This window comes from Streptomyces shenzhenensis, assembly GCF_021462265.1.
GTDB lineage: Bacteria > Actinomycetota > Actinomycetes > Streptomycetales > Streptomycetaceae > Streptomyces > Streptomyces shenzhenensis.
The window spans coordinates 199740-225879 of record NZ_JAJONF010000002.1; the positions used below are offsets into that span (position 1 = coordinate 199740).

Consider the following 26140-nt stretch of genomic DNA (forward strand, 5'->3'; position numbering starts at 1 on the left):
ACCTCTTCGCCGGTCGCGAACGGCTGACGGCCGATCATGATGGCTCAGGGGCGTCAAGGACGGAAGACACCACGCACGGTCTCGGCCCAGCCGGGCGTCCAGGTGCGGGCGGCGCCGCGCGGCGGGCGGGCGCCGGCGAGATGGGTGCGCAGGGCGGTCAGCGCCGGGTGCGGGTTGGCGGCGGCCCACAGGAGCGAGTGCGGGTAGAGGGGCGTCGGGCCGAGCAGCGGAATCCGGCGCAGATCGTGGCCGTCCGGCCAGGCCAGCCCGGTCCGCTCGCTGACCAGGGTCGCCAGGGTGTCGGAGCCCGCGAGCGCGTCCTGCAGCGCCCCGGAGAAGTTGGGGCCCGAGGAGTCGATGGTGAGCCCGAACTCGGTGGCGAGCGAGGCGTAGTACGCGGCCCACTCGGTGCCCTCCACGATCCCCGGTATCCAGATCCGGTGCCCGGCCAGCTCCCCGGGCGCGACCGAGGTCCGGCCGGCCAGGGCGTGCCCCGGGCCGGTGAGCAGCTGGACCGGCTCGTCGTACACCCGGGCGGCCTCGACACCCCGGGGCAGCGGCCGGCCGGGCATGGCCACGGCCCGGAAGGACGCGTCGATCGCGCCCGAGCGCAGGGCGGTCAGCGCCGAGTCCACGTCGAAGAGGGTGACGACGTCCAGGGCGAGGTCCGGGTGCGCCTCGTGGAAGCCGCGCAGCAGCGCCGCCGGGGCCAGCCGGGCACCGACCACGTCGACCCGCAGGGGGCGCCGGCCCCGCCGTACCGAAGCGGCCGCCCGCTCCTCGGCCAGCAGCAGCTCGCGGGCGTACGGCAGGAAGGCCCGGCCGTCGACGGTCGGCTCGGCACCCCGGGCGGTCCGGGTGAACAGGCGTACCCCCAGCTCCCTCTCCAGCGCCGCGATCCGCTTGGACACGGCCTGCTGGGTGACCGCCAGGACGGCCGCGGCCTCCTGGAACTGCCCGTAGTCGGCCACGGTGACGAAGGTGCGCACGGCGGTGAGATCCACCGCCACACCGTACAACCGATGGTTGTGGCGGCGGGCCCGGAGGTTGTTTGATCCGGCGGCCACCTGCACGTTTTCATGGACCCGGTCAACGGGAGGTTGTGCATGGGGCGGCGGTTCGGGTGGCTGTGGGCCGCGTACTCGGTGAGTGCGCTCGGCACGTATCTCGCCTTCGACGCGTTCTCGGTGATCGCCGTCATCGCGCTGCACGCCGGGTCCGCCGAGGTGGCCCTGCTCGCGGCCACCGGGCCCGCCGTGGGCGCGGTCGCGGCGGTGCCGCTCGGGCCGTGGGTGGAGTTCCGGCGCAAGCGGCCGGTGATGATGGCGATGGACCTGATCCGGTTCGCGGCGCTGCTCACCGTCCCGGCCGCCTACGCGCTCGGTGCCCTCGGCCTCGGCCAGCTGCTGCTGGTCTCGGTGATCGTCGCGGCCGCCGACATCACCTTCAACGCGGCCTCCGGCGCCTTCCTGAAGGCCCTCGTCCCGGCCGGCCGGCTGCTCACGGCGAACACCCGGTTCGAGTCCGCCAACTGGACCGCGCTGGTCCTCGGGCCGCCCCTCGGCGGCGCCGCGATCGGCCTGTTCGGCCCGGCGACGACCGTCGCGGCGAACGCGGTCAGCTTCCTGCTGTCGGCGCTCGGCATCCGGGCCGTCGGCGGCGGGGAGCCCCGCCCCGCACCCCAGGACGTACCGCGGCTGCGCGCCGCCGACCTGCTCGACGGCTGGCGGCACATCCTGTCCAGCCCCGCCCTGCGGCCCCTCTTCCTCAACAGCCTCGCGGGCAACGCCCTGATCATGGTCGCGGTACCGCCGCTGGCCGTCCTCATGCTCGGCCCGCTCGGCTTCGCCCCCTGGCAGTACGGTCTCGCCTTCGCGGTGCCCTGCCTCGGCGGCCTCCTGGGCGCCCGGATCGCCCGGCCGCTGGTCGCCAGGTACGGGCAGTGGCGGGTGCTGCGCACCGCGAGCGTCCTGCGCGCCGTCTGGCCCGTCGGGCTGGCCTTCGTCGGGCCCGGGGTGCCGGGACTGCTGCTGGTGATGGTCCTGGAGTTCGGGGTGATCACCTGCTCGGGCGTCTACAGCCCGGTGTCCGCCACCCGCCGGCTGGAGCACACCCCGGACGGCCGGGTCGCCCGCACCCTGTCCGCCTGGTCGATCACCGGCAAGGCCAGCACGGCCGCCATGACCGCCCTGTGGGGGCTGCTGGCCGGCCTCACCGGCCCGCGCACCGCGATCGCCCTCGCCGGGGTCCTGCTCCTGGCGACCCCGCTGCTGCTCCTGCGGGAGACCGCTACGGCACGACCGTCACCGGCCACCGTCCCGCCTTCACCAGACGGATCGCGACCGAGCCGATGAAGCGGTGGCCGGCCTGCTCGGAGGCGCCCACCACGACAGCGTCGGCCTTCAGCTCGTCGGCCGCCTTCACCAGCCCGCTGTAGGCGTCGCCGCGGAAGGTGTGGAACTCCCAGCGCACCTCGAACACCCCCCGGAGCCGCTCGGCCGCGTCCCGGATCTGCGTCACCAGGTCCTCCGCGATCTCGTCGGTGGTCTCCGCCACCGGCGCCCCGAGCGCCGCCCCGGCGGCCAGCACCGGCTGGACGTACACGACGGCCAGCAGCGCGTGCTGCCGCCGGGCCAGACCGGCGGCGTAGGAGGTCGCGCGCCACGAGGAGTCCGAGCCGTCCATGCCGGCCACGATGACCTTGGGGCCGTCCGTGCCCCGCTCGAACTGGTGTTGTTCCGCCACGTTCCGAGGCTATCGGAATCCGCAGGTCCGGTGGGCGCCCGGGGGCGGCCCGCCGGGTTCTGCCGGTCCCGGCCGCGCGGTGCGGGCGCGGGCTGTGGGTGGTTGCTCGCGCAGTTCCCCGCGCCCCTTTGAGGGGGCGCGCACCCGGCGCCCCTGAAAGGGGCGCGGGGCTGTACCGATACGCGGCTCCACCGCGTGGGCGCGACCAGCCCCCACCGGCCCGCAGCCGCCCGTCGGGCTCGGGCTGCTCGACGGGCGGGCCGGGCGGGGCCTTCCTACAGTCGGAGACATGAGTGCCGCCGTGGAGCCCGCCACCGGCAGGGAGACGGCGGGCCGGACACGGCCGCCCGGCGGCGGGCGGCTGACCTGGGTGCCGGAGGCCTTCGGGACGTTCTTCGGCGCCCTCGGCCTGCTGTGCGCCCTGCTCTCCTTCATCGCCCCGCTGCGCGTGCTGCTCCGCCCGGCCGTGCACTTCCTCAACGCCGTCGTGGTGCCCGTCAGCCCCAACCTGGCCTACGCGGTCTTCCTGTTCCTGCTCGCCGGCGCCACCGCCGCCCGCAAGAAGGTCGCCTGGTGGCTGGTGGTGATCTACCTGGGCCTGCTGGTGCTGGCCGACGTCGTGGCCGTCGCCCTCGGCTTCGACTGGTACTCGTTCAGCTCACTGGTGGTCTGCGGACTCGCCCTGGCCCTGCTGATCGTGGCCCGCCGCGAGTTCTACGCGGCCTCCCGCCGGGCCGCCGTACGCCAGGCCCTCGCCGTCCTGCTGGTCGGCCTGGTGGTGGCGATCCTGGCCGGCTGGGGCCTGGTCTCCCTCTTCCCCGGCTCGCTCCCGCACGGGCAGCACCTCGCCTGGGCGGCCGACCGGGTCTGCGGCGGCCTGGTCTCCGTCCGCACCTACGCCGGCCGGCCGCCCCGCTTCGTCTCCTTCCTCCTCGGCCTGTTCGGCGCCCTCGCCCTGCTCAACGCCGCCGCCACCCTCTTCCGTTCACAGCGCCTGGAAGCCGCCCTGCACGGCGACGAGGAGGCCCGCATCCGCGCCCTCCTCAGGGCCTACGGCGACCGCGACTCCCTCGGCTACTTCGCCACCCGCCGGGACAAGGCCGTCATCTTCTCGCCCAGCGGCAAGGCCGCCGTCACCTACCGGGTCGAGGTGGGCGTCTGCCTGGCCAGCGGCGACCCCGTCGGCGACCCGGAGGCCTGGCCGCACGCCGTCGCCGCCTGGCTGGACGCGGCCCGCCGGCACGCCTGGGCGCCCGCGGTGATGGGCGCCTCCGAGGACGGCGCCAGAAGCTACGTCCGCGCCGGGCTCGGCGCCCTGCAACTCGGCGACGAGGCGATCCTGCACGTCGCCGACTTCGACCTGGGCGGCCGCGAGATGCGGGTCACCCGGCAGGCCGTCAACCGGGTCCGGCGCACCGGCGCCGGCTGCCGGATCCGCCGCCACGCCACCCTCACCGAGACGGAGATGGAGGAGATCGTCGACCGGGCCGACGCCTGGCGCGACACCGAGACCGAGCGCGGCTTCTCCATGGCCCTGGACCGGCTCGGCGACCCCGCCGACGGCGACTGCCTGCTCGTCGAGGCCATGGCCGAGGACGGCCGGCTGCTCGCCCTGCTCTCCTTCGTGCCCTGGGGCGACGACGGCATCTCCCTCGACCTGATGCGCCGGGACCGCACCGCACCGAACGGGGTCGTGGAGTTCATGGTCGCCGACCTGTGCGCGGCCGCCCCCAGACTGGGGGTGCGCCGGATCTCCATGAACTTCGCCGTCTTCCGCTCGGTCTTCGAGGAGGGCGCCCGCATCGGCGCCGGACCGGTGCTGCGGCTGTGGCGCGGGCTGCTGCTCTTCCTCTCCCGCTGGTGGCAGCTGGAGGCCCTCTACCGCTCCAACGCCAAGTACCGCCCCGAGTGGTACCCGCGCTTCCTCTGCTACGGCGACGCCGGCTCCCTCGCCCGGATCGGCCTCGCCTCCGGAATCGCCGAAGGGTTCGTCTCCGTACCGTCCCTGCGCAAACTCTGGGGCAAGGGGCACCCGCGGACCGGACCGCGGCCCGTCGGCGTGGCGCCGTCCGCGCCGGTGCCCGGCCTCGGCAGCGGGGACGGAACCGGGACCGGCGCCCCGGACGCCGGGCTGCCGGACCAGTTCCGGGTCCGGCGCCACAGGCTGGACCGGCTGCGGGCGGCGGGCGTCGACCCCTACCCGGTGGCGACCGTACGGCCCACCCGTGCCCTCGCCGACCTGCGCGACGGCGAGACGGCCACCGTCGCCGGGCGGATCATGCTGGTCCGCGACTTCGGCGGCATCGTCTTCGTGACGCTGCGCGACTGGTCCGGCGACCGCCAACTCGCCCTCACCCGCGACGGGTCGGGAACCGCCCTCCACCGGTTCACCGCCGACACCGACATCGGCGACCAGATCGCCGCCACCGGCCGCATGGGCGTCAGCGACCAGGGCGAACCGACCCTCTTCGTCACCGACTGGCAGCTCACCGCCAAGTGCCTGCGCCCGCTGCCCGACAAGCACCGCGGTCTCGCCGACCCCGAGGCCAGGGTCCGCCGCCGCTACCTGGACCTCGCCACCAGCCCCGCCGCCCGCGCCGTGCTCCGCGCCCGTTGCGCCGCCGTACAGGCGCTGCGCCAGGGTCTCCTGGACCGTGGCTACCTGGAGGTCGAGACCCCGGTGCTCCAGCAGATCCACGGCGGCGCCAACGCCCGCCCCTTCACCACCCACAGCAACGCCTACGACCTCGACCTCCACCTGCGCATCGCCCCCGAGCTGTACCTCAAGCGGCTCTGCGTCGGCGGTCTGGAGAAAGTCTTCGAACTCGGCCGGAACTTCCGCAACGAGGGCGTCTCCCACCGGCACAACCCCGAGTTCACCATGCTGGAGGCCTACCAGGCGTACGCCGACTACGAGGTGATGCTGGACCTCGCCCGTGAACTGATCCAGGACGCGGCGACCGCCGCCCTCGGCGCACCCGTGGCCCGCGGGGACGGACGCGAGTACGACCTCTCGGGCACCTGGCCGGTCAAGACCGTGTACGGGGCGGTCTCCGAGGCGCTCGGGGAGGAGATCGGCCCCGGCACCGAACTGCTGCGGCTGCACCGGCACTGCGACCGCACCGGGGTGCCGTACACCGCCGACGACGGGCCCGGTGACGTGGTGCTGGAGATGTACGAACGCCTGGTGGAGGAGCGGACCCGGATGCCCACCTTCTACAAGGACTTCCCGGCCGACGTCTCGCCGCTCGCCCGGCAGCACCGCACCGACCCGAGGCTCGCCGAGCGCTGGGACCTGGTCGCCTTCGGCATCGAACTCGGCACCGCCTACTCCGAACTGACCGACCCCCTGGAACAGCGCCGCCGGCTCACCGCCCAGTCGCTGCTCGCCGCCGGCGGCGACCCCGAGGCGATGGAGCTCGACGAGGACTTCCTCGACGCCCTCGAATACGCGATGCCGCCCACCGGCGGGCTCGGCATCGGCGTCGACCGGCTGGTCATGTTCCTCACCGGCCTGACCATCCGCGAGACGCTGCCCTTCCCGTTGGTCCGCCGCCGCTGATCTTTTTGGTCTTTTCTTACCGAAACCTCCTCCTGCTGGTCCGTGCGGGTGCTTTCCCGCCGCCGCACCGGTGTCGAAGTGGTGCGGCGGTGCCCTGCCGGGCGACTGATGAGTCATGCAGAAGGATCAGTTGTTCACCCGACGCCGGCTGCTGCTCGCCGGCGGCGCCGCTCTGGGAGCCGCCGGTACCGCGGGCATCGTGCTGGCGAGCAGCGCCGAGGAGGCGGCCGGCGGGGTCGCGCCGGCCGCGGGAGCGCAGGCTCGCCCGGCCCTCAAGCCCTCCGCCTTCCGGCTCCAGCCGCTCACCGGATACGGCCCGCCGCCCACCGCGCCGCGCAAGCTGAAGGTGCGCAAGGAGCCGATCACGGAGATCTCCCGCAGCGGCAGGCGCATGATGCTCACCTTCGACGACGGACCCAACCCGAACTACACCCCGCACATCCTGGACACCCTCGCCAAGTACGACGTGCGGGCGATGTTCTTCCTGTGCGGGGAGTGCATCGTCGAGAACCGGGAGCTGGTCGCGCGGATGGCCGACGCGGGCCATGTCGTGGGCAACCACACCTGGACGCATCCGCTGCTGACCACCCTGAACCGCCGGGAGATCCGCGACGAGATGACGAGCACCAGCGACGCCATCGAGGACACCTACGGCGAACGCCCGCAGTGGTTCCGTGCCCCCTACGGTGCCTGGAACCGCGCGGCCTTCCAACTCGGCGCCGAAATGGGCATGGAGCCGATGGCGTGGACCGTGGACAGCACCGACTGGACCGTCCCGGGCACCCGCACCATCGTCGACACGATCGAGAACGGCGCCGCCCCCGGTGTCGTGGTCCTCTCCCACGACGCCGGGGGCGACCGCTCACAGAGCGTCCAGGCCCTGCGCGAGTACCTGCCCTATCTGCTGGACAACGGCTACCACCTGACCGTGCCGCGCCGCCGTACGTGAACGGGCCCGCGCCCGCCCGGTGGTGGCCTCAGCGGGCCTCGACCAGGCGGGCGAAGACCACGACGTTCCCGTCGTAGCCGTTCTGCTTCGAGAAACCGCCGCCGCAGGTGATGACCCGCAGCTCCGGAGTGCCCTTGGAACCGTAGACCCGGTCGCCCGGGAAGCCGGCCTTCGCGAAGACCTCGATTCCGTAGATCTCGAAGACGGCCGTCCGGCCGTCCTGGCGGTCGACCTCGATCCGGTTTCCCTTCTTCAGGGAACCGAGCCCGTAGAAAACCGCCGGCCCCTTCGTGTTGTCCACATGACCGACGACGACGGAGGTGCCCTTTTCCCCCGGTGAGACACCGCCGGTGAACCAACCCGCGAGGTTGGGGTCGTCCGGCGGCGGCGCCGCGATCCAGCCGGCCGTGTCCAGCCCCACCGGCATCACCGGCGCGTCGACCCGGATCGCCGGGATCCGGATCCGGTCCGCCGCGGCGAACGGCAGCGGGGCGGGCGCCGTGGCCAAGATGCCCGGGACCGTGGTACGGCTGTCCGGGGCGGCGGCCGAGGCCGGCTGCGGCGGGCCGACGTCGAACTCTCCCGAACCGTTCCGAATGAGTGCCAGACCGGTCAGCAGGACGAGCGCTATCACGCCCCAGGGGGCACGCTTCCGCCGCCGCTCCTCCTCTTCTGCCACCTCGGAAAGTTCGGACGCAGACATTCGCCATCCCCTCTCGACGCGGCCGCCTTCAGGTCCGTATCGCGCATGGGAAAAAGCTAAGTCCCCCGCGCGCGTGCGGCGACGGGGCGACGGGCGAACGGGTGGCCCGCGGGTATTCCGGTGCGCCATCCGAGTTGCCGTTCTCAGGATTTTTCTGACGGTCCGTGACCTGCGGCAATATCCGATTGTGCGCTTTTCGTGCGGCGTGTCCCCTCACCAGGACGGACCATTCTCGAAATGCGGGCGTGTTCAGGGCATCTGAGGGTCTATTCGGGAGGTGCTTTCTCGCCGATCCACCGGGGACGGTTCCCGGGGCGCCTTCCGCGGAGGAAGAGATGCGAAACTCACGTGCCCTGGCGGCCGCGTGCACAGTGGTCGCCGTTCTCGGAGCCGCCGCCCCCATGGCCGTCGCGGACGGCATTGGAAACGGCGGCGGCCCGGCCAACACCCAGGCCCCGGTCGTCGGGGGGACGGGCGTCGCCCCCGGCACCGGTGTCGCTCCCGGCGTGGGGGGAGTGGCTCCCGGTGTCGGAGGGGTGGGAGTGGCTCCCGGAGTCGCCGCCGTCCCCGGAGTACTGGTCCCCGGGTTCGGCGTGGGCGGCTACGGCGAGCGTGGCGAAGGCCAGCGCGGACGCGGCCACGAGTTCGACGAACTCGGCGGCCGGGGCGACGGGGGGCGCAACATCTCCGTCCAGCCCCGCACGGTCCGCAGAGGGGAGCAGCTCACCGTCACCGTCAACGGCTGCCACCGCGGCGACATGAGGTCCGCCGCCTTCGGGACGCAGCGGCTGTCCCCGTTCGGCGGGGACATGGCGCGCGGTGTCGCCACCATCCGCCAGAACGCCCACACGGGACCGTACGACATCACCGTCAGCTGCGACGACCACTTCATGACCCGGCAGTCCGCCTTCACCGTGCTCGACCGGGGGCCCGCGCTGAACGGGCCGGAACACTCCGACGACTCCGACGGATGGGATCAGGACCCCGGGTCCGACGGGTGGCAGTCCACCCCCAAGCTCGGCGGAGTGCAGGCCGGGCTGGGCGGCAGCATCTCCAGCGGGGCGACGCCGACCGACATGGCGATCGGCGGCGGCCTGGTGGGCGCGGCCGTGCTCGCCGGCTGCGGGTTCTGGCTGCGCCGCCGGCACGAGAACCGGATCTGATGCAGCGGGCCTGTGCCCCCGTCCCCCGGCGGGCCGGGGCGCAGCTCCGCCGGCCGCGCCGGGATCAGGCGCCGTCCCCGCCGGCGCGCCCGTGCGAGCGCCGGTACGCCGTACCGACCGGGCCCGCCACCAGCGGCGCCGGGGCCGGTCTCCCGGGGATCGGACGGGGGACGCGTGGGCCGTCCCGGGGGTACCGGCGGCGTGGCGCGGCGCCGCGCGGTGTCCCCGGGAGTGCCCCTACCCCCTGATGTGCGGGAAGAGGTTCAGGAACGGCTGTGCCGTCGCCGTGATGCCCCGGCTGTACGGTTCGTCGAAGTCCCAGATCAGGAACAGCATGAAGGCGATCGTCGCGGAGAACAGGCCGGCGAGGATCAGCTCGCGCCGGGTGCGCCTGATCTGCAGCGCGAAGACCATGCCGATGGTGACCGCGGCTCCGGTCAGCAGCCCGATCCACACCACGCTCGGCATGGTCGCCCCCGTCGAGTCGGCCCTGGCGCTGCGCGCCTGGTCGAGAGCGGCCACCTGGTCCACCAGCGGCTGGTAGGCCTGCGCCTGGAAGTCGGTCTTCGGTTGGTAGTCGGTGACGTCCTGACGGATCCGCGCGAGCAGCCCGGCACCGTGCTGGGAGAGCCGGCCGTGGTCGGCCATCTCCTTCCACTCCTTGTCGACGACCTGGGTGACGTAGGCGTCGACGTCGGCCCGGATCCGGTCGCGGGTGTCGGGCGGATACACCCGCACCCGTTCGTAGATCTCGTGCAGCGCCTGCGCCTCCGCCTGCACATGGTCCTGGGCGGCGCTGCGGGCCTCCCACACGCCGGCCACCGCAAGGCCGAGGACGATGGCGTAGATGACGCCGATCCACATGGTCATGTACTCGATCACGTCCGGCGTCTCGGAGGGATCCTCGTCCTCCGTCGCTCTCTTGTCGCGGACGAGGGTGATGACGACGACCACGGCGACGGCCGCGAGCATCGCGAGGACGAGAACAAGCCAATCCGGCAACGGAAGCCTCCAGGAATCGGTGGGCCGGCCGTCAGCGCGCGCGGAACGCGGCGACGGCGATGATCGCGGGTACGGCGATGAGCAGGACGTAGGTGACCGGGGAGGTGCGCTTCGGGGCCGGCGCGCCGGTCGACTGGACGCGGTACGGCGGGTAGGTCACCGGGGTGGGCTTCGGGGTCGGGGTCGGGCTGGGCGTCGGGGTGGGGGTCGGCCTCGGCCTGGGCCGGGGAGCCGGTGGCGGGGTCGGGGCCGGCGTGGGCCTGCGGACCGGCCGGGGTGGCGGCGGTGGGGCCGGGCGCGGCGCCGGCGGGGTGGTGCGCGGCGGTTCGGGCGTCGGGGTGGGCGTGGGTGTCGGGGTGGGCGTGGGCGTCGGAGTGGGTGTGGGGCAGGGCGGCGGGGTGGGGGCCGGGCACGGCGGGGGAGTGGGCCAGGAGCCGCCGGCGACGGCCACCGCGTGGATGCCGTCGGGGCCCGTCGAGGCGTAGGCGCAGGCGTCGGCCGACGCCGCGCCGACCGGACAGCCCACCAGGGCCCACGTCAGCGTCAGCAGGGCCAACGCCCTTGGGACGGGCGCGAGTCTGGTCGCTTCGGGTGCATGCACGACGAAGATCATGGGGCGTCGGGGGCCGTCGCACGCCGGAGTGCCGGGTGATTGATCCGAACGGGGGACATGTGGCGTAAACCGGTTTGAATCACACCGCCTCGCGAATGGCTCGAAGCGTACGGCCGTGCGGGACGCGGTCCGCGGCCACAGCGTCCGGAAAGAAATTCGTGCGCCCGTTGAACACTTCGGCCCCCGGCATCCGTACCTGATGTCGTGCGGCGGCGCAGAGGCGCTGCAATAAACAGGCGATTATGGGGAGTTGACGATGAAGACCTCGTGGAGGAGCGCCTCGCTGGTGGCCACGGCCGCGGGGGTGATGGTGTTCGCGACGGCGTGCGGTCAGGACAACACGACCACTCCGTCCTCGGCGGCCCAGAACGTCGGTGCCACGGCACCGGCCGGCATCGGCAGCATCACCAACCCCTCCGCCTCCACCGGCGCGGGCAACGGCTACGGCGCCGACGGCAACCAGGCCTCCAGCTCCCCGGCCGCGGTCGCGCCCGCCGGCCAGCTGAGCGTTGCCAGCAACCCGGATCTGGGCAAGGTGCTGACCGACGGCAGCGGCCTCACCCTCTACCGTTTCGACGCCGACACCGCCAATCCCCCCAAGTCGACCTGTGACGGCGCCTGCGCCACCACCTGGCCGCCGGTGCCCGCCGACGACGCCACCGCCGGTGCGGGCATCGAAAAGTCGCTGCTCGGCGAGGTCACCCGCTCCGACGGCACCAAGCAGCTGACCGTCGCCGGCTGGCCGGTGTACCGCTACGCCAAGGACGTCAACGCCGGTGACGTCAACGGCCAGGGCGTGGGCGGCAAGTGGTTCGCGGCGGCCCCCAACGGCAAGAAGGCGACGCTGGCCGACCTGCCCGGCCTGTCCGTCCGCAAGGACGCCAAGCTCGGCGACATCATCGTCGACAAGAACGGCATGACGGTCTACCGCTTCATCAAGGACAAGGCGTGGCCCAAGGTCGTCTCGAACTGCACCGGTGACTGCCTGGCCAAGTGGCCGGCCGTCGCGGAGGTCGCGTCGAGCGACACCAAGGGCATCGTGAAGAAGGGCCTGATGGGCTTCACCCGGCCCGACAACGGCCAGAAGCAGCAGACGGTCAACTGCTGGCCGATCTACACCTTCTCCGGTGACGCGAAGGCCGGGGACACCAACGGCCAGGGCGTCGGCGGCACGTGGTTCGCCGTCTCGCCCGAAGGGAAACTGGTCGGCGCGCCGAGCAACTAGGGACCACGTCCCCAGGGCTGAACGCTTGGCGCACGCCCGCCCGCCCCCTCCGCACCGCACGGAGGGGGCGGGCTTCTTGGCGTCCCGGCGGTGCCTCTTGACGCGCCCCCGATGGAGCGCCCCTTCAGGGGCGCGGGTCCGTGCCGATATGCGGCTTTGCCGCGCGGGCGCGGGCAGCCGCAACGCACCCGCACCCGACGGAGTACCCGAACACCCCCAAAGCGCTCACCGAATTCCCAGGCAGTGACCAGGAACGGACGGTCAATTTCCGGTTCGGCTACCCCTGTTCGCAGGCGATCAGTAGCCTCAGCTCGAACACCGGATCGCCTCAGCCTTGGAGAGATACATGGAGCGTCCCGCCTGGGCCCCACGGAGCATCGACATCTCGGTGCCGAGCGTTTCGCGTATCTACGACTACTACCTGGGCGGTTCGCACAATTTCGAGGTCGACCGGGAAGCGGCCCGCAAGGCGATGACGCACCTGCCCGGCCTGCCGAAGATCATGCAGGCCAACCGCGCCTTCATGCGCCGCGCCGTCCGCTACGCCGTGGGCACCGGCATCGACCAGTTCCTGGACATCGGCTCGGGCATCCCCACCTTCGGAAACGTCCACGAGGTCGCGCAGGCGGCGCACCCCGGCTCCCGCGTGGTGTACGTCGACCACGACCCGGTCGCCGTGGCGCACAGCGTCGCGGTCCTTGAGGGCGCCGAGGACGCCGACGTGCTCGCCGCGGACCTCCGCAAGCCCCAGGAGATCCTGTCGAGCCCCCAGGTGGAGCGCCTCATCGACCTGAATCGGCCAGTGGCCCTGCTCCTCGTTGCCATACTGCACTTCGTGGAAGACACGGACGACCCGTACGGGGCAGTGGCACAGCTGCGCGACGCACTCGCGCCCGGCAGCCTGCTTGTTCTCACGCATGCCTCGTACGAGGGAATCCCGTTGCCGCCCGAGCGGGCCGAGGGCGCGGTGGACGTATACAAGGACATTCGCAACCCGCTGATCATGCGCTCGCGCGACGAGATCGCGCGGTTCTTCGAGGGGTACGACATGGTGGAGCCCGGACTGGTGCCGATGCCGCACTGGCGGCCGGAGTCGGCGCCGGAGGACGAGGATCCTTATGCCTTCGCCGGATTCGCCGGCGTGGGGATCGCGGCGTGACCGCGGAGCCGGGCGGCCCGGAGGACAGACTGCGCAGGTACGCGACGATCTGGAGCCGGGCGGTGTTCCCGGTCACCTCCACGTCCATGACCCGCCCCGAGTTCGAGGAACAACTGCTGCCGCTGGCCCGCCGGCTGAGCGAGATCCTGCTGGCGCACGGCTTCGACGCCGACGAGGCCCGGCAGGTGGGCGCCGCGCTGATCGACGCGCACTGCACCGACCCCGAGGCGCTGACCCGCTCCCTCGACTGCGTCGACGCGTACCTGGTCCTGTACTGCGGCGAGGACGGCCCCCAGGACGAGCTGCGGATGCGTTCCTCGCGGATCCAGCACGCGATGGCGGCCGGGTTCGCCCAGGCGCTGCGTGAGCGCACGCTGGCCGAACAGGAGGCCATCGCCCAGGCCGCGTTGCGCGCCCAGGGCGTGGTCGCCCAGGCGCTGCACGCGAGCGAGGCCCGCTTCCGCGCCGTCTTCGAGGGCGCGGCGATAGGAATCGGCATCGCCGACCTCGAAGGCAACGTCCTCCAGGTCAACGGCGCCCTGTTGCGCATGTTCGGCGGGTCCGAGCAGATCCTGCGCGGCCGCAAGGTCATGGAGTGGGCGCATCCCGAGGACGCGCCGCAGACCTGGCGGCTCTACGAGGAGCTGGTGCGCGGCGAACGCGAGCACTACCACGTCGAGAAGGCGTTCAACCGCTCGGACGGGACGGTCCTGTGGACCAACCTGACCGTCTCCCTGCTCCGGGACGCGGACGGGGAGCCGCAGTACCAGCTGGCCCTCATGGAGGACACCACCGAGCGCCGCCTGCTCAACCTCCGGCTGCGCTACGAGGCCACCCACGACGCGCTCACCGGCCTGCCCAACCGCACGCTGTTCTTCGAGCGCCTGGAGAAGGCCCTGTCGGCCGGCGAGGACCAGCGCTTCGGCCTGTGCTACCTCGACCTGGACGGCTTCAAGACCATCAACGACAGCCTCGGCCACTCGGCCGGCGACCGGCTCCTCGTGGAGGTCGCCGACCGGCTGCAGTCCTGCGCGACCGCGCCCGGCGAGATGGTCGCCCGGCTCGGCGGCGACGAGTTCGTGGCGCTGACCACCGGCCCGGCCACCCAGCGCGAGGTCGACGACCTGGCCGACCGCATCATGAACGCCCTGATCACCCCGATCAGCATCGACGGCCGCGAACTCATGGTCCGCGGATCCATCGGCATCGTCGAGGGCCCGGCGGGCGAGCGCACCCCGGCCGAGGTGCTGCGCAGCGCCGACATCACGATGTACCGGGCCAAGTCCGCGGGCGGCAACCGCTTCGAGCTGGCCGACCCGGAGGCGGACGCCCGCGCGATCACCCGGCACGGCCTGACCACCGCGCTGCCCGCCGCCCTGGACCGGGGCGAGTTCTTCATCGAGTACCAGCCGCTGGTCCACCTCGGTGACGGGAGTGTGCGCGGCGCCGAGGCCCTGGTCCGCTGGCTGCACCCGCAGCACGGCGTCCTCGGCCCCGACCGGTTCATCCCGCTCGCCGAACACACGGGTCTCATCGTGCCGTTGGGCCGCTGGGTGCTGGAGGAGTCGATCCGCCAGGCCCGCGAATGGCGGGAGCGCTACGGCGAGCACGACGGCGTGGGCCCCCTGCGGATCAACGTCAACCTCTCCCCGTGCCAGCTCAGCCACCCCGGCCTGGTCCAGGACACGGTGGACATCCTGGAGCGGACCGGAGTGGCCCCGGACGCCCTCTGCCTGGAGGTCACCGAGTCCGCGCTCATCGGCGCCGACGACGACCTCCTCAAACCCCTGCGGCGCCTCGCCGAGATGGGTGTGGACATCGCCCTGGACGACTTCGGCACCGGCTACTCGAACCTCGCCAACCTCCGCCGTCTCCCGGTGAGCATCCTCAAACTGGACCGCTCCTTCACCCAGAGCATGCAGCAGTTCCCGGCGGACCCGGTCGACCTCAAGATCGTGGAGGGCATCGTGGCCCTGGCCCACGGCCTGGACCTCGCCGTCACGGTGGAGGGAGTGGAGACCGGAGCTCAGGCCGAACAACTGCGCATACTCGGCTGCGACACCGCCCAGGGCTGGTACTACGCCCGTCCGGGCCCACCCGAGCGTCTCCACGACCTGGCACTGGTGGACGCGACGGGCTGAGCGCCCGGCGCGTCGAAGCGGGCACACCGGGGCGCCCAGCCGGGACGGAGGCCGGCCGCGCCCACGCCGGGGGCCTGCCGCACCGGGCACTCCGAGGCGTCGCACGGTGCGTGGTGCCCGGCTCCGCCGGCCCCTGGTCCGCACACCGGACAAGGCCACTCCGCCGTCCTCGGCTCGGGCCGCGCCGGTTCGGGAGGCTTCGAAGCGGGCGTGTACACCCGCCGTGCCGCTTCGGGACGCAGCGCCGGTACAGGGCGGCGACCGCGGCGGTACCTCCCGCTCCGTGTCCGATCGATGGCCATCGAATCGGGAGGTGGCGATGTCGGTACCAGGACGGTTCGGGCCGGGCCGTCGGTGCGACCCGCGCAGGGGACGAGTGCGGCCGCTCAGCGCTCCAGCAGCATCCTCTGCAGCTCCCGGGCGGCCCGAGGCGGCGCCACATCACTGCGGTGCGCCAGCGCGATCGTCCGGTGCAACCCCGGCCGGGCCAGCGGAGTGACCCGCAACCCCCGCCCCGAACGGGTGGCGACCATCCGGGGAACCACCGCCACCCCGAGCCCCGCCCGTACGAACCCCAGCACCGCGTCCATCTCACCTCCCTCGACGGCGAACCCCGGCTCGAACCCCGCGGAGCGGCACGCGGCGACCGTCAGCTCCCGCAGGTCGTACCCGTGCCGGAACATGACCAGCCGCTCCCCCTCCAGATCCGCGATCCGCACCCCGCCCGGCGCCCGCCCGGGCGCCGGCGCCTCGGGGGAGGACACCACCACCAGGTCCTCCCGCAGCAGCTCCACGGCGGTCAGCGCGGGCGACGCCGGCGGCAGGGGCAGCACGATCAGCGCCAGGTCCAGCGCCCCGCGCGCCAGCTCCCGTACCAGGTCATGGGACCCGCTCTCCTCGATGAGCAGCTGGATCCCCGGATACCGGTCGTGGTACGCCCGCAGCACGTCCGGCAGCAGCCCGGTGCACAGGCTCGGCGTCGCCCCGAGCCGCACCCGCCCGCTGCGCAGCTGCACCAGCTCCTGCACCTCGTGCCGCGCGGTGTCGGCGTCCGCGAGGATCCGCCGGGCCAGCGGCAGCAGCGCCTCGCCCGCGTCGGTGAGGGTGATGTTGCCCCGGGCCCGCAGGAACAGATCCGCCCCCAGCTCCCGTTCCAGCGCCTTGATCTGCTGGGACAGCGACGGCTGGGCGACATGGACCAGCTCGGCGGCGCGCGTGAAGTGCCGGGTCTCGGCCACGGCGACGAAGTACTGAAGCTGCTGGAACTGCATGGGTACACGATAGCTTCTGGCTATCGAATCAAGCTGGACCATGTCTTGGACCGATGGGGCCGTTCGGCCCTACCGTCCTGAACATGGCTCTGGCAACGCGGACGGATCGACGGCCGTCCATGACACGCACGATGTGGGACAGCTCCGTCGGCAAGAAGACCGTGATGGCCGTCAGCGGCCTGATCATGCTGCTCTACCTGGTCGCGCACATGATCGGGAACCTGAAGATCTACTTCGGGGCGGGCGAGTTCAACCACTACGCCCACTGGCTGCGCACCGTAGGCGAACCGTTCATGCACTACGAGTGGACGCTGTGGCTCATCAGGATCGTCCTGGTCGTCGCCGTGGTCGCCCACGCCACGTCCGCCTACCAGCTCAGCCGCCGGGACATCAGGGCGCGCCCCACCAAGTACGTGCACGGCAGGCCCCGGGCCAGCTACGCGACCCGCACCATGCGCTGGGGCGGGATCATCCTCGGCCTGTTCATCGTCTGGCACATCCTCGACCTGACCACCGGCACCGTGCACTCCGGCGGCTTCCAGGAGGGCCACCCGTACCAGAACGTCGTGGACACCTTCTCCACCTGGTACGGCGACGTGATCTACATCGTCGCGATGCTCGCGCTCGGCCTGCACATCCGGCACGGCTTCTGGAGCGCCGCCCAGACCCTCGGCGCCGGCAGCCGCACCCGCGACCGCGGTCTCAAGATCGTCGCCAACGTTCTCGCGCTGCTGCTCACGGCCGGTTTCATCGCCGTACCCGTGGGCGTCATGACCGGAGTGGTGAGCTGACATGACCGACTACGTGAACTACTCGACCGGCGCGCCGGTCACCGACGTAAAGGCCCCCGACGGCCCGATCAACGAGCGCTGGGACAAGCGCCGTTTCGAGGCCAAGCTGGTCAACCCCGCCAACCGGCGCAAGCACACCGTGATCGTCGTCGGCACCGGCCTCGCCGGCGGCTCCGCCGGGGCCACCCTCGCCGAACAGGGCTACCACGTCGTCCAGTTCTGCTACCAGGACTCCCCGCGCCGCGCTCACTCGATCGCCGCGCAGGGCGGTATCAACGCGGCGAAGAACTACCGCAACGACGGCGACTCCGTCCACCGGCTCTTCTACGACACCGTCAAGGGCGGCGACTTCCGGGCCCGCGAGTCCAACGTCCACCGCCTCGCCCAGATCTCCGTGGAGATCATCGACCAGTGCGTGGCACAGGGCGTGCCGTTCGCCCGGGAATACGGCGGTCTGCTCGACACCCGGTCGTTCGGCGGCGTGCAGGTGTCCCGGACCTTCTACGCCCGCGGGCAGACGGGCCAGCAGCTGCTGCTCGGCGCGTACCAGGCACTGAGCCGGCAGATCGCCGCCGGGAACGTGGACATGCATCCGCGCACCGAGATGCTCGACCTGATCGTGATCGACGGGCGGGCGCGGGGGATCGTCGCCCGGGACCTGATCACCGGTCGCGTCGACACGTACTTCGCGGACGCCGTCGTCCTCGCGAGCGGCGGCTACGGCAACGTCTTCTACCTGTCGACGAACGCCATGAACTCCAACGCCACCGCCGTGTGGCGGGCCCACCGGCGCGGTGCCTACTTCGCCAACCCCTGCTTCACGCAGATCCACCCCACGTGCATCCCGCGCACCGGCGACCACCAGTCCAAGCTCACGCTGATGAGCGAGTCGCTGCGCAACGACGGCCGGATCTGGGTGCCCAAGGCCAAGGGCGACACCCGGCCCGCCGACCGGATCCCCGAGGACGAGCGCGACTACTACCTGGAGCGCATCTACCCGTCCTTCGGCAACCTGGTCCCGCGCGACATCGCCTCCCGCGCCGCCAAGAACGTCTGCGACGAGGGGCGGGGTGTCGGCCCCGGCGGGCAGGGCGTCTATCTGGACTTCGCCGACGCCGTCAAGCGGATGGGGCGCAAGGCCGTCGAGGCCAAGTACGGCAACCTCTTCGACATGTACCAGCGGATCACGGACGAGGACCCGTACGAGGTGCCGATGCGGATCTATCCCGCCGTGCACTACACGATGGGCGGCCTGTGGGTCGACTACGACCTCCAGACCACCGTCCCCGGCCTGTTCGCGATCGGCGAGGCCAACTTCTCCGACCACGGGGCCAACCGGCTCGGCGCCTCGGCGCTGATGCAGGGCCTGGCCGACGGGTACTTCGTCCTCCCGGCCACCATCAACGACTACCTGGCCCGCAACCCCCACCAGGAGGCGGTGACGGCCGGACACCCCGTGGTCCAGGAGGTGCTGACCGAGACGGAGGACCGGCTGAACCTGCTGCTGTCCGTCGACGGCGACCGCACCCCCGACTCCTTCCACCGGGAACTCGGCGAACTGATGTGGGAGTTCTGCGGCATGGCCCGCACGGACGCCGGGCTGCGCAAGGCACTTGAGCGCATCCCGCAGATCCGCGAGGAGTTCTGGCGGCGGATCAAGGTGCCCGGGACCGGCGAGGAGTTCAACCAGTCCCTGGAGAAGGCCAACCGCGTCGTCGACTACCTGGAGCTCGCCGAGCTGATGTGCCTCGACGCGCTGCACCGCGCCGAGTCCTGCGGCGGCCACTTCCGGGAGGAGTCCCAGACGCCGGACGGCGAGGCCGCCCGCCGGGACGACGAGTTCGCGTACGCGGCCGCCTGGGAGTTCACCGGCACCGGGGACGCCCCGGTCCTGCACAAGGAAGACCTGGTCTTCGAGTACGTCCACCCCACCCAGCGGAGCTACGCATGAAGCTCACCCTGCGCGTCTGGCGGCAGCGCAACGCCGACGCCGACGGCGCGATGTCCACGTACGAGGTGGACGGCATCTCGTCGGACATGTCGTTCCTCGAAATGCTCGACACCCTCAACGAGGAGCTCATCCTGCGCGGCGAGGACCCGGTCGCCTTCGATCACGACTGCCGCGAGGGAATCTGCGGCGCGTGTTCCCTGGTGATCAACGGGGACGCGCACGGGCCGGAGCGCACCACCACCTGCCAGCTGCACATGCGGTCCTTCAAGGACGGCGACACGATCGACATCGAGCCGTGGCGGGCGTCCGCGTTCCCGGTGATCAAGGACCTGGTGGTGGACCGGTCGGCGTTCGACCGGATCATCCAGGCCGGCGGGTACGTCACCGCGCCGACCGGGGCCGCGCCGGAGGCCCACGCCACGGCGGTGCCGAAGGCCGACGCCGACTTCGCGTTCGAGCACGCCGAGTGCATCGGGTGCGGGGCGTGTGTCGCCGCCTGCCCGAACGGCGCGGCGATGCTGTTCACGTCCGCCAAGGTGAACCACCTGAACGTGCTGCCGCAGGGGGCGCCCGAGCGGGAGACGCGGGTGCTGGACATGGTGGCGCAGATGGACGAGGAGGGCTTCGGGGGGTGCACGCTGACGGGGGAGTGCGCGACGGCCTGTCCGAAGGGGATTCCCCTGATGTCCATCACGAGCATGAACAGGGAGTGGCTGCGAGCCACGCGGAAGGCGGGCAAGCGGTAGCGCCGTCGCGAGGCCCGGCGCCGGTGACGGGGCGCCGCTGTGCGGGGCGCTGAAAAGTGAGTGACGTTCGCCGAAAGGTGCGGACGGGCGGGGCCGGGGCTGGTGCTCTCCGGCCCCGTCTCGCGTTTCCGGGTGGCCGTGGGGGCACGATAGCGTCACCCCGGCGCCTCCGTGAGTGACCGGACGGGCCCCGACCCCCGGCATTCAGCAGTCCCACATCCACGGGTCCCGCGTACGTCACGCCGAGTCCAGCCTGCCACGGAAGAAAGCAGGTGCAGTTTTCCTCAGCTTCCGCTCGGCGCAGGAGACCTCCCTATGACCGCCATGCCCGCCTCACCCCCCGCCCTCGCCGCCCCGCCCGGGGACTCCGGCTACCTGGTCCAGCTCGCCCGTGACGAGGACGACGTCCGGGCCGCGCAGCGGCTGCGCCACCAGGTGTTCGCCGGAGAGATGGGCGCCCGGCTCGACGGGCCGGAGCCGGGTCTGGACGTGGACGCCTTCGACGCGTACTGCGACCACCTCCTCATCCGCGAGGCCCTCACCGGCGAGGTCGTCGGCACCTACCGGCTGCTGCCGCCGGAGCGTGCCGCGGTCGCCGGCCGCCTGTACTCCGAGGGCGAGTTCGACCTGGGCCCGCTGGCCGGCATCCGGTCCGGCCTCGTCGAGGTCGGCCGCTCCTGTGTGCACCCCGCCCACCGCGACGGCGCCGTCATCGGTCTGATCTGGGCCGGCATAGCCCGGTACATGGTGGACCGCGGCCACGAGTGGCTGGCCGGCTGCTGCTCCGTCCCGCTCGCCGACGGCGGTGCCCTCGCCGCCGCCACCTGGGACCGGGTCCAGGCCAAGCACCTCGCACCGGAGGAGTTCCGGGTACGGCCGCTGCGGCCCTGGGTGCCCACCGGTCCGGCCCCCGAGGCGGCCCGCACCGAGCTGCCCGCCCTGCTGCGCGGCTACCTCCGCCTCGGCGCCTGGGTGTGCGGGGAGCCCGCGCACGACCCGGACTTCGGGGTCGCCGACATGTACGTGCTGCTGTCGATGAGCCGGGTCAACGCGCGCTATCTGCGGCACTTCCTCTCGCTCGTCCCGGCCTGATGAGCGTCTGGCTGCCCAGCGCGCCCTGCACTCCGGGCGCGTGTGTGGAGCGCGCGGGGTCGCTGACGGCCCTGCCCCGGGCCGTGCTGCGGTTCGCCGCGGTCGTGGCCCTGATGCTCGTCGCCGTCGCGCTGCTGCCGCTCGGCGGCAGGATCCCCGCCGCATGGGTGCGGCGGTTCTCCCGCACGCTCGTCCGGGCCGCCGGGGTCCGGATCCGGATCACCGGCAGTGCCCCGGGCAGCGGTGGGGTGCTGCTGGTCGCCAACCACATCTCCTGGCTGGACATCCCGCTGCTGGCCGCCGTACGGCCGGCGCGGATGCTCGCCAAGAAGGAGATCCGCGAGTGGCCGGTGGCCGGCGCGCTGGTGGCCGGGGCCGGGGCGCTGTTCATCGACCGGGACCGGCTGCGCGCACTGCCGGACACGGTCGGCCGGATCGCCGGAGCGCTTCGGGAGGGGGCCGCGGTGGTCGCCTTCCCGGAGGGCAGCACCTGGTGCGGCCGGGCCCAGGGGCGGTTCCGGCGGGCCGTGTTCCAGGCCGCGCTGGACGCCGGTGCGCCCGTGCAGCCGGTGCGGCTGCGCTACCGGCTGGCGGCGGGAGCGGCCAGCACCGTGCCCGCCTACGTCGGCGAGGACACGCTGCTGGCCTCCCTCTGGCGCGTGGTGACGACCCGCGGCCTGGTGGCCGAGGTGGACATACGTCCGCTGATACCGGCCGGCAGTCACCCGGACCGTCGCACCCTCGCCCGCGCCGCGCAGCCGGTGACCCATGAGCCGGCCTGGACGCACGCGGCCCTGGTGGGCCCCGGGCGGGCCGCTCAGTGGCCGGTCTCCACGTGGCGCCTGACCAAGTCCACCCCGTAGGGCGTGACAGCGGCTCGCGGGGCAGGGACACACCCCGCGAGCCCTGGGCCTGGGCGTGGGGCCCGCCGTCTGGATCACGCCGACGTCGGGTCGTCGGCCGTCGGCGTCCCCCAGGTGCCCCACCTCCGCCCCGCACCCGCACGCTCGCGCGGGGACACCCCCGGCGCCCCGCTCGGGTCGGCCGGCAAGGCGCCGGGCGTCCAGGCCGGGCCGATCCGAGGAACAGGCCCTTGCCCGGGGCGGCTCGCTACTGCGGAGGGTTGCCCTGCCTCCGCTCCCGCTCGATGTAGTCGTCGGCCTGCTTCTGGGCCATGTCGACCTGGGACCGGTACTTGTCTCCGGTCCGCTGGTCGATCATGTCGCCGCCCTTTTGGACGCCCTGTCTGGCCTGGTCCTCGTGGCCCTTGAGCATCCCCTTGAGCTTGTCCAGCATGGACATGGCAGCCCTCCTCGCCGGTTGCGGCTTCCACCTCCAGCCTCACCGGCCGCGGCGCCGTCCGCATCTCGGCGGCGTCCCCGTGCGGGCCCGGCGCGCCTGTGCGAGCTTGGAGACGCGGATTTCCGCCGTCCGCGCAGGCCGCCCGCAGCCCCCGTACCGGCTTCCGCGCAGCCGCCCCCAGCCCCCCCGCACAGCCGTCCGCAGAAAGGCCCGGCCCCATGAGCACTTCCGGTTTCGGATTCGGACGCAGTCCCTTCGAGGAGTTCGACGAGCTGATGTCCCGCTTCTTCGGCGGATCCGGACCCGGCGCACCGGCCCACCGTCCGCAGCGCGTCGACATCGGCAGTCTGCTGTCCGAGCGGGCCCGGGAGCTGGTCGCCGAGGCCCGTGAACTCGCCGCCGTCGAGGGCAGCGAGGAACTGGACGCCCGGCATCTGCTGGCCGCCGCCACCACACACGACTCCACCCGGCGGCTGCTCACCGAGGCGGGCGCCGACCCCGACCGCCTCCGCGAACGGCTCACCGCCGGGCACGGCGGCGGTCAGAAGACCGAGCCCACCATCCTCACCCCGGCCGCCAAACGCGCACTGCTGGACGCCTACCAGATCTCGCGCGCCGAGGGCGCCTCCTACATCGGCCCCCAGCACCTGGTGCGGGCACTCGCCGCGAACCCGGAGTCCATGGCCGGTCGGGCGCTCGGCGACAGCGGCTGGGAGCCGACCCGGATGCCGGCCGAGGGCTCGGCGGAGCGCAGGAAGCCCAGCACCACGCCAACCGTCGACGAGTACGGCCGTGATCTCACCGAGGACGCCCGGGCCGGGCGCCTGGACCCGGTGATCGGGCGGGACGACGAGGTCGAGCAGACCATCGAGGTGCTCTCCCGGCGCAGCAAGAACAACCCGGTGCTGATCGGTGACCCCGGTGTCGGCAAGACCGCCATCGTGGAGGGCATCGCACAGCGGATCGTCGCCGGCGACGTGCCCAAGACCCTGGAGGGCAAGCGGCTGGTCTCCCTCGACCTGGCCGGGATGGTGGCCGGCACCAAGTACCGGGGCGAGTTCGAGGAACGGCTGAAGAAGCTGCTCGACGAGGTCCGTGAGCACGGCGACGAACTCGTCCTGTTCCTGGACGAGTTGCACACCGTGGTGGGAGCCGGGGGCGGCGGCGAAGGCGCCCTCGACGCGGGCAACATCCTCAAACCCGCCCTGGCCCGCGGGGAGTTGCACCTGATCGGCGCGACCACGGTGGACGAGTACCGCAGGCACGTCGAGAAGGACGCGGCCCTGGAACGGCGGTTCGCGCCCATCCTGGTCGGCGAGCCGACCGTCGACGACACCATCGAGATCCTGCGCGGCCTGCGCGACCGCTACGAGGCCCACCACCAGGTCCGCATCACCGACGAGGCGGTGGTCGCCGCGGCCGAACTGTCCGACCGGTACATCACCTCCCGGTTCCTGCCCGACAAGGCGATCGACCTGATGGACCAGGCGGCGGCCCGGGTCCGGCTGCGTTCGAAGACCCCGCCCACCGACACCCGGGACATCGAGCACCGGATCGCCGCCCTGAACCGGGAGAAGGACCAGGCGGTCGCCGACGAGGAGTACGAGCGAGCCAGGGAACTCCGCGACCGGATCAGGGCGACCGAGGCCGAACTGGAGCAGGCCGGCACCGCGGAGGAACACGCGCCCAGGGTCACCGCCGAGGACATCGCCGAGGTCGTCTCCCGCACCACCGGCATCCCGGTCGCCCAGCTCACCGAGGAGGAACGGGAACGGCTGATGAAGCTGGAGGAGCACCTGCACGAGCGGGTCGTCGGCCAGGACGAGGCGATCACCGCCGTCGCCCGCGCGGTCCGCCGTGCCCGGGCCGGCATGAGCGACCCGAACCGCCCGGTCGGCAGCTTCCTCTTCCTCGGCCCGACGGGCGTCGGCAAGACCGAACTGGCCCGCGCCCTGGCCGCCGCCCTGTTCGGCGACGAGACCCGCATGATCCGCCTCGACATGAGCGAGTTCCAGGAACGCCACACGGTCTCCCGGCTGGTCGGCGCCCCGCCCGGATACGTCGGCCACGAGGAGGCCGGGCAGCTCACCGAGGCGGTGCGCAGGCAGCCGTACGCCGTGCTGCTCCTGGACGAGGTGGAGAAGGCGCACCCGGACGTCTTCAACACCCTGCTCCAGCTGCTGGACGACGGCCGCCTCACCGACTCCCAGGGCCGTACCGTCGACTTCAAGAACACCGTCGTCATCATGACGTCGAACATCGGCGCCGACCGCATCCTGGCCGCCGGCACCGAGGACTACGCCAAGGTCCGCGAGGCGGTCATGTCGGCCCTCCAGCAGCACTTCCGGCCCGAGTTCCTCAACCGCATCGACGAGATCATCGTCTTCCGCGGCCTGGACCGGTCCCAACTGCGTCAGATCGTCGACCTGTTGCTGGAACACACCCGGCGCCGGCTGCACGCCCAGGAGGTCACTCTCGAAGTCACCGACGCGGCCGCCGAACTGCTCGCCAACCTCGGCCACGAGCCCGACTTCGGCGCCCGCCCGCTGCGCCGCACCATCCAGCGCGAGGTCGACGACCGCCTCGCCGACCTGCTGCTGTCCGGCCAGCTCGTGGCCGGCGACCGCGCGGTGGCGGACGCCGCGGACGGCGAGATCGTGATCAGGTCCGACAAGCCGGCCGAGGTGAGCTGATCAGACGCCGTTCACGAGGGCGGCCAGCCGCCGGTACGACTCCAGCAGCGCCGTGCGGTCGTAGGTGCTCGTGGTGACCAGCACCTCGTCGGCGCCGGTCTCCTTGAGGACCGTCTCCAGTTCGTGCGCGACCTGGTCCTCGGTGCCCGCGATGTGCCCGGTGAGCCCGGACTCGTAGAAGCCGCGCTCCTTCGGGGTCATCGTCCGGCCCTCGACGGCCTCGGCCGGGGGCAGCGGCGGGAACGTGCCGCGGGTGCGGGAGCAAGCCATCGACCAGGCCTCCGGGACGAGCAGCCGGCGCGCCGCCTCGGGGGTGCCGGCGACGGCGATCGTCCCGGAGATCACGACGTAGGGCTCGGCGGCCCAGGGGGAGGGGCGGAAGCGGTCGCGGTAGCGCTCGATCCCGCGCCGCATCTTCTCGCGGCCGCGCAGATCGCCGATGACCAGGGGCAGCCCGGCCCGGGCCGCGATGTCCGCGCCCTCACCCATGGCCAGTACGAACGGCGGCACCCGCAGCCCGTCCGCGGGGCGGGCCCGCACCCCGGTCGGCGAGGTCCCCTCGAACCAGCCGAGCAGCTCGCCGAGCTGCGCCGCGAAGTCGTCGGCGTCGCCCTTGTCGCGGCCCAGCGCCCGGCGCACGCCGTCGGTGAAGCCCACCGACCGGCCGAGGCCCATGTCGATCCGCCCCGGGTACAGCGACTCCAGAACGCCGAACTGTTCGGCCACGACCAGGGGCTGGTGGTTCGGCAGCATCACGCCGCCGGTGCCCACCCGGATGGTCCTGGTCGCGCCGGCCACGGCGGCGGCCAGCACGGTCGGTGCCGAACCGGCCACCCCCGGCACCCCGTGGTGCTCCGACACCCAGAAGCGGTGGTAGCCGAGCGCCTCCACCTCCCGCGCCAGCGCCACGGTGTCCCGCAGCGCCTCAGCGGGCGCGTGCTCCTCCCGGGTGCGGGAGCGGTCGAGGACGGAGAACCGGGTCCGGGCGATCAGTGCGTTCACAGAGAGTTCAACAGCCCCGCGGCCACAGGA

General features: G+C 72.6%; 22 protein-coding genes. 14 read left to right on the top strand and 8 right to left on the bottom strand.

Features of this window, described 5'->3' with window-relative positions; genetic code table 11:
• Nucleotides 1–53 precede the first annotated feature (53 nt).
• A complete protein-coding gene (locus LQ326_RS03415; RefSeq protein ID WP_234532189.1) occupies nucleotides 54–1004 on the bottom strand; it encodes a LysR family transcriptional regulator in 951 nt (316 codons plus the stop codon).
• 102 nt (nucleotides 1005–1106) lie between these two features.
• On the opposite strand from LQ326_RS03415, the gene LQ326_RS03420 reads away from it, so the two are divergent.
• Entirely contained in the window at nucleotides 1107–2354 is a 1248-nt protein-coding gene (locus LQ326_RS03420) for an MFS transporter (RefSeq protein WP_234532191.1), read from the top strand.
• Here LQ326_RS03420 and LQ326_RS03425 read toward each other — a convergent pair.
• Nucleotides 2290–2745 (bottom strand): universal stress protein, encoded by a 456-nt coding sequence (locus LQ326_RS03425; RefSeq protein ID WP_234532192.1) that lies wholly within the window; start codon nucleotides 2743–2745, stop codon nucleotides 2290–2292. The genes LQ326_RS03420 and LQ326_RS03425 overlap by 65 nt on opposite strands.
• 289 nt (nucleotides 2746–3034) lie before the next feature.
• On the opposite strand from LQ326_RS03425, the gene lysX reads away from it, so the two are divergent.
• Nucleotides 3035–6307 carry a bifunctional lysylphosphatidylglycerol synthetase/lysine--tRNA ligase LysX gene (gene lysX / locus LQ326_RS03430; RefSeq protein WP_234532195.1) on the top strand — a complete coding sequence of 1091 codons (3273 nt, stop codon included), beginning with the start codon at nucleotides 3035–3037 and terminating at the stop codon, nucleotides 6305–6307.
• Between the two features lie 115 nt (nucleotides 6308–6422).
• A complete protein-coding gene (locus LQ326_RS03435) occupies nucleotides 6423–7256 on the top strand; it encodes a polysaccharide deacetylase family protein (RefSeq protein WP_234532197.1) in 834 nt (277 codons plus the stop codon).
• 28 nt (nucleotides 7257–7284) lie between these two features.
• Here LQ326_RS03435 and LQ326_RS03440 read toward each other — a convergent pair whose 3' ends face one another.
• On the bottom strand, nucleotides 7285–7959 hold the full coding sequence (locus LQ326_RS03440; RefSeq protein WP_234532199.1) for a class F sortase: 675 nt from the start codon (nucleotides 7957–7959) through the stop codon (nucleotides 7285–7287).
• Between the two features lie 335 nt (nucleotides 7960–8294).
• Between LQ326_RS03440 and LQ326_RS03445 the strand changes: the two genes are divergently transcribed.
• Nucleotides 8295–9122, top strand: a complete 828-nt coding sequence (locus tag LQ326_RS03445) for a hypothetical protein (protein WP_234532201.1) — start codon at nucleotides 8295–8297, stop codon at nucleotides 9120–9122.
• Nucleotides 9123–9359: 237 nt separating this feature from the next.
• Here the strand turns inward: LQ326_RS03445 and LQ326_RS03450 are convergent, their stop codons facing one another.
• Together LQ326_RS03450 and LQ326_RS47765 are read right to left on the bottom strand one after the other, a co-directional pair.
• Nucleotides 9360–10124, bottom strand: a complete 765-nt coding sequence (locus tag LQ326_RS03450) for a bestrophin-like domain (protein ID WP_234532203.1) — start codon at nucleotides 10122–10124, stop codon at nucleotides 9360–9362.
• A gap of 31 nt (nucleotides 10125–10155) precedes the next feature.
• Nucleotides 10156–10284: a hypothetical protein gene (locus tag LQ326_RS47765; protein WP_268206601.1), complete on the bottom strand. Its 129-nt coding sequence runs from the start codon at nucleotides 10282–10284 to the stop codon at nucleotides 10156–10158.
• A 4-nt stretch (nucleotides 10285–10288) separates the two neighbouring features.
• Here LQ326_RS47765 and LQ326_RS03455 point away from each other — a divergent pair, with 4 nt between their 5' ends.
• From LQ326_RS03455 to LQ326_RS03470, 4 genes are all read left to right on the top strand, one after another.
• Nucleotides 10289–10609 carry a hypothetical protein gene (locus LQ326_RS03455; protein WP_234532213.1) on the top strand — a complete coding sequence of 107 codons (321 nt, stop codon included), beginning with the start codon at nucleotides 10289–10291 and terminating at the stop codon, nucleotides 10607–10609.
• A gap of 384 nt (nucleotides 10610–10993) precedes the next feature.
• A complete protein-coding gene (locus tag LQ326_RS03460; RefSeq protein WP_234532214.1) occupies nucleotides 10994–11962 on the top strand; it encodes an SCO0930 family lipoprotein in 969 nt (322 codons plus the stop codon).
• 346 nt (nucleotides 11963–12308) lie between these two features.
• On the top strand, nucleotides 12309–13121 hold the full coding sequence (locus tag LQ326_RS03465) for an SAM-dependent methyltransferase (protein WP_234532216.1): 813 nt from the start codon (nucleotides 12309–12311) through the stop codon (nucleotides 13119–13121).
• Nucleotides 13118–15262, top strand: a complete 2145-nt coding sequence (locus LQ326_RS03470) for a putative bifunctional diguanylate cyclase/phosphodiesterase (protein WP_234532217.1) — start codon at nucleotides 13118–13120, stop codon at nucleotides 15260–15262. The genes LQ326_RS03465 and LQ326_RS03470 overlap by 4 nt, the downstream gene beginning before the upstream one ends.
• Nucleotides 15263–15648: 386 nt before the next feature.
• Here LQ326_RS03470 and LQ326_RS03475 read toward each other — a convergent pair whose 3' ends face one another.
• Nucleotides 15649–16533 carry a LysR family transcriptional regulator gene (locus tag LQ326_RS03475; RefSeq protein ID WP_234532220.1) on the bottom strand — a complete coding sequence of 295 codons (885 nt, stop codon included), beginning with the start codon at nucleotides 16531–16533 and terminating at the stop codon, nucleotides 15649–15651.
• Between the two features lie 119 nt (nucleotides 16534–16652).
• Here LQ326_RS03475 and LQ326_RS03480 point away from each other — a divergent pair, with 119 nt between their 5' ends.
• From LQ326_RS03480 to LQ326_RS03500, 5 genes are all read left to right on the top strand, one after another.
• The gene (locus LQ326_RS03480) at nucleotides 16653–17324 is read left to right on the top strand and encodes a succinate dehydrogenase (protein ID WP_234532222.1); all 672 of its coding nucleotides are present in this window, start codon (nucleotides 16653–16655) and stop codon (nucleotides 17322–17324) included.
• Nucleotide 17325: 1 nt separating this feature from the next.
• Nucleotides 17326–19275 (top strand): fumarate reductase/succinate dehydrogenase flavoprotein subunit, encoded by a 1950-nt coding sequence (locus tag LQ326_RS03485; RefSeq protein ID WP_234532224.1) that lies wholly within the window; start codon nucleotides 17326–17328, stop codon nucleotides 19273–19275.
• The gene (locus LQ326_RS03490; protein ID WP_234532225.1) at nucleotides 19272–20021 is read left to right on the top strand and encodes a succinate dehydrogenase/fumarate reductase iron-sulfur subunit; all 750 of its coding nucleotides are present in this window, start codon (nucleotides 19272–19274) and stop codon (nucleotides 20019–20021) included. The genes LQ326_RS03485 and LQ326_RS03490 overlap by 4 nt, the downstream gene beginning before the upstream one ends.
• 324 nt (nucleotides 20022–20345) lie before the next feature.
• On the top strand, nucleotides 20346–21113 hold the full coding sequence (locus LQ326_RS03495) for a GNAT family N-acetyltransferase (protein ID WP_234532832.1): 768 nt from the start codon (nucleotides 20346–20348) through the stop codon (nucleotides 21111–21113).
• Nucleotides 21113–21976, top strand: a complete 864-nt coding sequence (locus tag LQ326_RS03500; protein WP_234532244.1) for a lysophospholipid acyltransferase family protein — start codon at nucleotides 21113–21115, stop codon at nucleotides 21974–21976. The genes LQ326_RS03495 and LQ326_RS03500 overlap by 1 nt, the downstream gene beginning before the upstream one ends.
• A gap of 247 nt (nucleotides 21977–22223) precedes the next feature.
• Here LQ326_RS03500 and LQ326_RS03505 read toward each other — a convergent pair whose 3' ends face one another.
• Nucleotides 22224–22415: an antitoxin gene (locus LQ326_RS03505; protein ID WP_234532246.1), complete on the bottom strand. Its 192-nt coding sequence runs from the start codon at nucleotides 22413–22415 to the stop codon at nucleotides 22224–22226.
• A gap of 218 nt (nucleotides 22416–22633) precedes the next feature.
• Between LQ326_RS03505 and LQ326_RS03510 the strand changes: the two genes are divergently transcribed.
• Complete coding sequence (locus LQ326_RS03510) at nucleotides 22634–25108, top strand: ATP-dependent Clp protease ATP-binding subunit (RefSeq protein ID WP_234532248.1); 2475 nt, start codon at nucleotides 22634–22636, stop codon at nucleotides 25106–25108.
• On the opposite strand, the gene LQ326_RS03515 is transcribed toward LQ326_RS03510, so the two are convergent.
• Nucleotides 25109–26110: an LLM class flavin-dependent oxidoreductase gene (locus tag LQ326_RS03515; RefSeq protein ID WP_234532250.1), complete on the bottom strand. Its 1002-nt coding sequence runs from the start codon at nucleotides 26108–26110 to the stop codon at nucleotides 25109–25111.
• Between the last annotated feature and the right edge of the window lie 30 nt (nucleotides 26111–26140).